Here is a 5,340-nt window from a genome sequence, read left to right on the forward strand (position 1 = left end):
CGCGCCGCCGCCGTCGCGACATCACCATGACCGCACCGGCGGACATGCGGCCGTTCGCGGTGGTGTCCGGCGACCACAACCCGATCCACACCGACCGAGCCGCCGCGTTGCTGGCCGGGCTGGAATCGCCGATCGTGCACGGAATGTGGCTGTCGGCGGCCGCCCAGCACGTCGTCACCGGCACCGACGGCCAGGCCCGCCCATCCGCGCGGCTGATCGGCTGGACGGCGCGGTTCCTAGGCATGGTGCGTCTCGGCGACGAGATCGACATCCGTGTCGACCGAGTCGGAATCGACTCGGGTGCTGATGTTTTGGAGATCAGTGCGAGGGTCGGCACGAGTCTTGTCATGTCGGCGACCGCGCGGCTGGCCGCGCCCAAGACCGTCTACGCCTTCCCGGGGCAGGGGATTCAGCGCCCGCGCATGGGCATGGAGGTCCGGGCCCGCTCCAAGGCCGCCCGCAAGGTGTGGGACACCGCGGACAAGTTCACCCGCGACGCACTGGGTTTCTCGGTGCTGCATGTGGTGCGCGACAATCCGACCACCCTGATCGCGCGCGGGGTGCGTTACCACCACCCCGACGGTGTGCTCTACCTGACCCAGTTCACCCAGGTCGCCATGGCGACGGTGGCCGCCGCCCAAGTCGCCGAGATGCGGGAAGCGGGTGCGTTCGTCGAGGACGCCATCGCCTGCGGACATTCGGTCGGCGAGTACACCGCACTGGCCTGTGTCAGCGGCATCTTCGAACTTGAGGCCCTGTTGGACGCGGTCTTCCAGCGCGGATCGAGCATGCACGACATCGTGCCGCGCGACGCGCAGGGGCGCTCCAACTACCGGCTGGCCGCCATCCGGCCGTCGCAGATCGACCTCGACGACGCCGATGTGACGTCGTTCGTTGACGAGATCGCCGAACGGACCGGCGAGTTTTTACAGATCGTGAACTTCAACCTGCGCGGTGCGCAGTACGCGGTCGCCGGCACTGTGCGCGGTCTGGAAGAACTCGAAGCCGAGGTTCGGCGGCGCCTCGAACGCACCGGCGGCCGGCGCGCGTTCATCTACGTGCCCGGTATCGACGTGCCGTTCCACTCGCGGGTGCTGCGGGTCGGCGTCGACGACTTCCGCCGCTCCCTGGACCGGGTCATCCCGCACGGCAAGGATCCCGACCTGATCGTCGGCCGCTATATTCCGAACCTGGTGCCCCGGCCGTTCAGCCTGGACCGCGACTTCATCGCAGAGATTCGCGATCTGGTGCCCGCGGAACCGCTCGACGAGATCCTCGCCGACTACGACACCTGGCGCACCGAGAAACCGCGCGAGCTGTGCCGCACGCTCGTCATCGAACTGTTGGCCTGGCAGTTCGCCAGCCCGGTGCGCTGGATCGAGACACAGGACCTGCTGTTCACCGAGGAGGCGGCCGGCGGTCTGGGCGTGGAACGGTTCGTCGAGATCGGGGTGAAGTCCGCGCCGACCGTCGCCGGGCTGGCCACCAACACCCTCAAGTTGCCCGAATACGCCCACAGCACAGTGGAAGTGCTCAACTGCGAACGCGACGCGGCGGTGCTGTTCGCCACCGACACCGACCCGGAACCCGAGGAAGACTTGGTTGCGGAGGACTCCGGCGCTACTGCGCCAGAACCCCCGACCGTGTCTCATGCCGTCCCTGCTGTGTCTCCGGCTACCGCCGGAGCTCCATCAGATACTCCGGACGACCTGACGTTCGACGCCGCCGATGCGACCCTGGCGCTGATCGCGCTGTCGGCCAAGATGCGCATCGACCAGATCGAGGCACTGGACTCCATCGAATCGATCACCGACGGTGCGTCGTCGCGGCGCAACCAGCTGCTGGTCGACCTGGGCACGGAGCTCAACCTCGGCGCCATCGACGGGGCCGCCGAAGCCGACCTGGCCGGGTTGCGTGCCCAGGTGACCAAGCTGGCACGCACCTACAAGCCGTTCGGCCCGGTGCTGACCGACGCGATCGGCGATCAACTGCGCGCCGTCCTCGGCCCGTCAGGCAAGCGGCCGGCCGCCATCGCCGAGCGGGTGAAAAAGGTCTGGGAGCTCGGCGACGGGTGGGCCAAGCACGTCACCGTCGAGGTCGCGCTGGGCACCCGGGAGGGCAACAGCGTCCGGGGTGATGCCCTGGGCGGGCTGCACGAGGGCGCACTGGCCGACGCCGCCGCCGTCGACCGGGTCATCGACGGCGCTGTCAGTGCCGTCGCTGCCCGACACGGCGTGACGGTCAGCCTGCCGTCGTCCGGGGGTCCCGCCGTTGCCGTGGACGTCGCCGCGCTGGGTGAGTTCACCGAACAGATCACCGGCCGCGACGGAGTGCTGGCTTCGGCGGCCCGGCTGGTGTTGAACCAGCTGGGCCTCGACGGCCCGGCCACCACTCCCGAGGCCGCCACCGACGGCGAACTGGTCGACCTGGTCGCCGCCGAACTAGGTTCGGACTGGCCGCGCCTGGTGGCACCGGTGTTCGACGCCCGCAGGGTGGTGTTGTTCGACGACCGGTGGGCCAGCGCGCGTGAGGACCTGGTCAAGCTCTGGCTGACCGACGAGGGCGATATCGACGCCGGTTGGCAGCGACTCTCCGAGCGCTTCGAAGGCGCTGGGCACGTGGTTGCCGCCCAAGCGAATTGGTGGCAGGGCCGGGCGCTGGTGGAAGGCAGAGCTGTGCACGCGTCGCTGTATGGGCGGATCGCCGACGGTGCGGAAAACCCCGGCCGGGGACGCTACAGCGACGAGGTCGCGGTGGTGACCGGTGCGTCGAAGGGTTCGATCGCCGCGTCGGTGGTCGGGCAGCTGCTCGACGGCGGCGCCACCGTCGTCGCCACCACCTCGCGGCTCGACGACGAACGGCTGGGCTTCTACCGCACCCTGTATCGCGACCACGCCCGGTTCGGTGCGGTGCTGTGGGTGGTGCCGGCCAACCTGGCCTCCTACTCCGACATCGACGCGCTGATCGACTGGGTCGGTAGTGAGCAGACTGAAAGCCTTGGGCCGCAGTCCATTCACGTCAAGGATGCGCAAACCCCCACGCTGCTGTTTCCGTTTGCCGCGCCACGAGTGGCAGGCGATCTCTCCGAAGCGGGAGCGCGCTCGGAGATGGAGATGAAGGTGCTGCTGTGGGCGGTGCAGCGGCTGATCGGCGGTTTGTCGGCGATCGGCGCCGAACACGACATCGCATCGCGGCTGCACGTGGTGCTGCCGGGATCGCCCAACCGCGGCTTGTTCGGCGGCGATGGCGCCTATGGAGAAGCCAAATCCGCCCTCGACGCGGTAGTGACCCGATGGCACGCCGAATCGTCGTGGGCGGCACGGGTCGGCCTGGCCCACGCGCTGATCGGATGGACCCGCGGGACCGGGCTGATGGGCCACAACGACGGCATCGTTGCCGCGGTCGAAGAGGCCGGAGTGACAACGTATTCCACCGACCAGATGGCCACGATGCTGCTGAGCCTGTGCGACGCGGAGTCCAAGGCGGCTGCCGCGCGGGAGCCTATCACCGCCGACCTGACCGGCGGGCTGGCCGACGTAGACCTGGACCTGGCTGAGCTGGCCGCCTCGCAGAAGGCCGTAGCTCGCAACGAGATGTCGGCCGAACCCGCCCGCGGCACTATCGCCGCGCTACCGTCGCCGCCGCGGGGCTACACCCAGGCCCCGCCGCCGGCCTTCGACGACCTCGACGTCGACCCTGCGGACCTGGTGGTCATCGTCGGCGGGGCGGAGCTCGGTCCGCTGGGCTCGTCACGCACCCGCTTCGAAATGGAAGTCGACAATGAGCTGTCGGCAGCCGGCGTGCTGGAGCTGGCCTGGACCACCGGGCTGCTCCGCTGGGAGGACGACCCGACCCCGGGCTGGTACGACACCGAATCCGGGGAGCTGGTCGACGAGGCGGAGCTGGTCGAGCGCTACCACGACACCGTGATGGAAAGGGTGGGCATTCGCGCGTTCGTCGACGATGGCGCGATCGACCCCGACCATGCCTCGCCGCTGCTGGTCAGCGTGTTTTTGGACCGGGACTTTTCGTTCGTGGTGTCGAGCGAGGCCGAAGCTCGGGCTTTCGTGCGGTTCGACCCCGAACACACTGCGGCCCGCCCGGTGCCGGGCTCCACCGACTGGCAGGTGACCCGCAAGGCTGGCACCGAGATCCGGGTGCCGCGCAAAACCAAGCTGTCGCGCACCGTGGGTGCCCAGATACCGACCGGGTTCGACCCGACAGTGTGGGGAATCAGCGCCGACATGGCGACCTCGATCGACCGGGTGGCGCTGTGGAACATCGTCGCGACCGTCGACGCGTTCCTGTCGGCCGGGTTCACCCCGGCCGAGCTGATGCGCTGGGTGCACCCTAGCCTGGTGGCCAGCACCCAAGGCACCGGCATGGGCGGCATGACCTCGATGCAGACCATGTACCACGGCAACCTGCTCGGCCGCAACAAGCCGAACGACATCCTGCAAGAGGTGTTGCCGAATGTCATTGCTGCGCATGTGATTCAAAGCTATGTCGGCAGTTATGGCGCGATGATCCACCCGGTCGGCGCCTGCGCGACCGCGGCGGTCTCGGTCGAGGAGGGAGTCGACAAGATCCGGCTGGGCAAAGCCGAGCTGGTGGTCGCCGGCGGCTACGACGACCTGACGCTGGAGGCCATCATCGGCTTCGGCGACATGGCGGCCACCGCCGACACCGAGATGATGCGGGCCAAGGGCATCTCCGATTCGAAGTTCTCCCGCGCCAACGACCGGCGCCGGCTGGGGTTCGTCGAAGCCCAGGGCGGCGGCACCATCCTGCTGGCTCGGGGCGACCTGGCCGCCAAGATGGGCCTGCCGGTGCTGGCGGTGGTGGCCTACGCGCAGAGCTTCGCCGACGGAGTGCACACCTCGATCCCAGCCCCGGGCCTGGGAGCGCTGGGCGCCGGCCGCGGCGGCCGAGACTCGGCGCTGGCCCGCTCGCTGGCCAAGCTGGGCGTGGGTCCCGACGACATCGCGGTGATCTCCAAACACGACACTTCGACGCTGGCCAACGACCCCAACGAGACCGAGTTGCACGAACGGTTGGCGGCCGCACTCGGTCGGTCAGACGGCGCGCCGCTGTTCGTGGTGAGTCAGAAGAGCCTGACCGGTCACGCCAAGGGCGGCGCGGCGGTCTTCCAGATCATCGGGATGTGCCAGATGCTGCGCGACGGCGTGATCCCGCCCAACCGCAGCCTGGACTGCGTCGACGACGAGCTGGCCAGCTCGGACCACTTCGTGTGGGTTCGTGACACGCTGCGGCTCGCCGGGTTGTTCCCGCTGAAGGCCGGGCTGGTGACCAGCCTCGGGTTCGGCCACGTGTCGGGTC

1 protein-coding gene is annotated in these 5,340 nt (G+C 69.0%); it reads left to right on the top strand.

All coding sequences use genetic code 11. The features are described from left to right. The coding region (locus AC2VOP_RS01950; RefSeq protein ID WP_486959400.1) for an acyltransferase domain-containing protein at positions 1–5,340 on the top strand (5,340 nt) is incomplete at both ends.

The sequence above is a fragment of the Mycobacterium sp. TH-M106 genome (genome assembly GCF_057473765.1).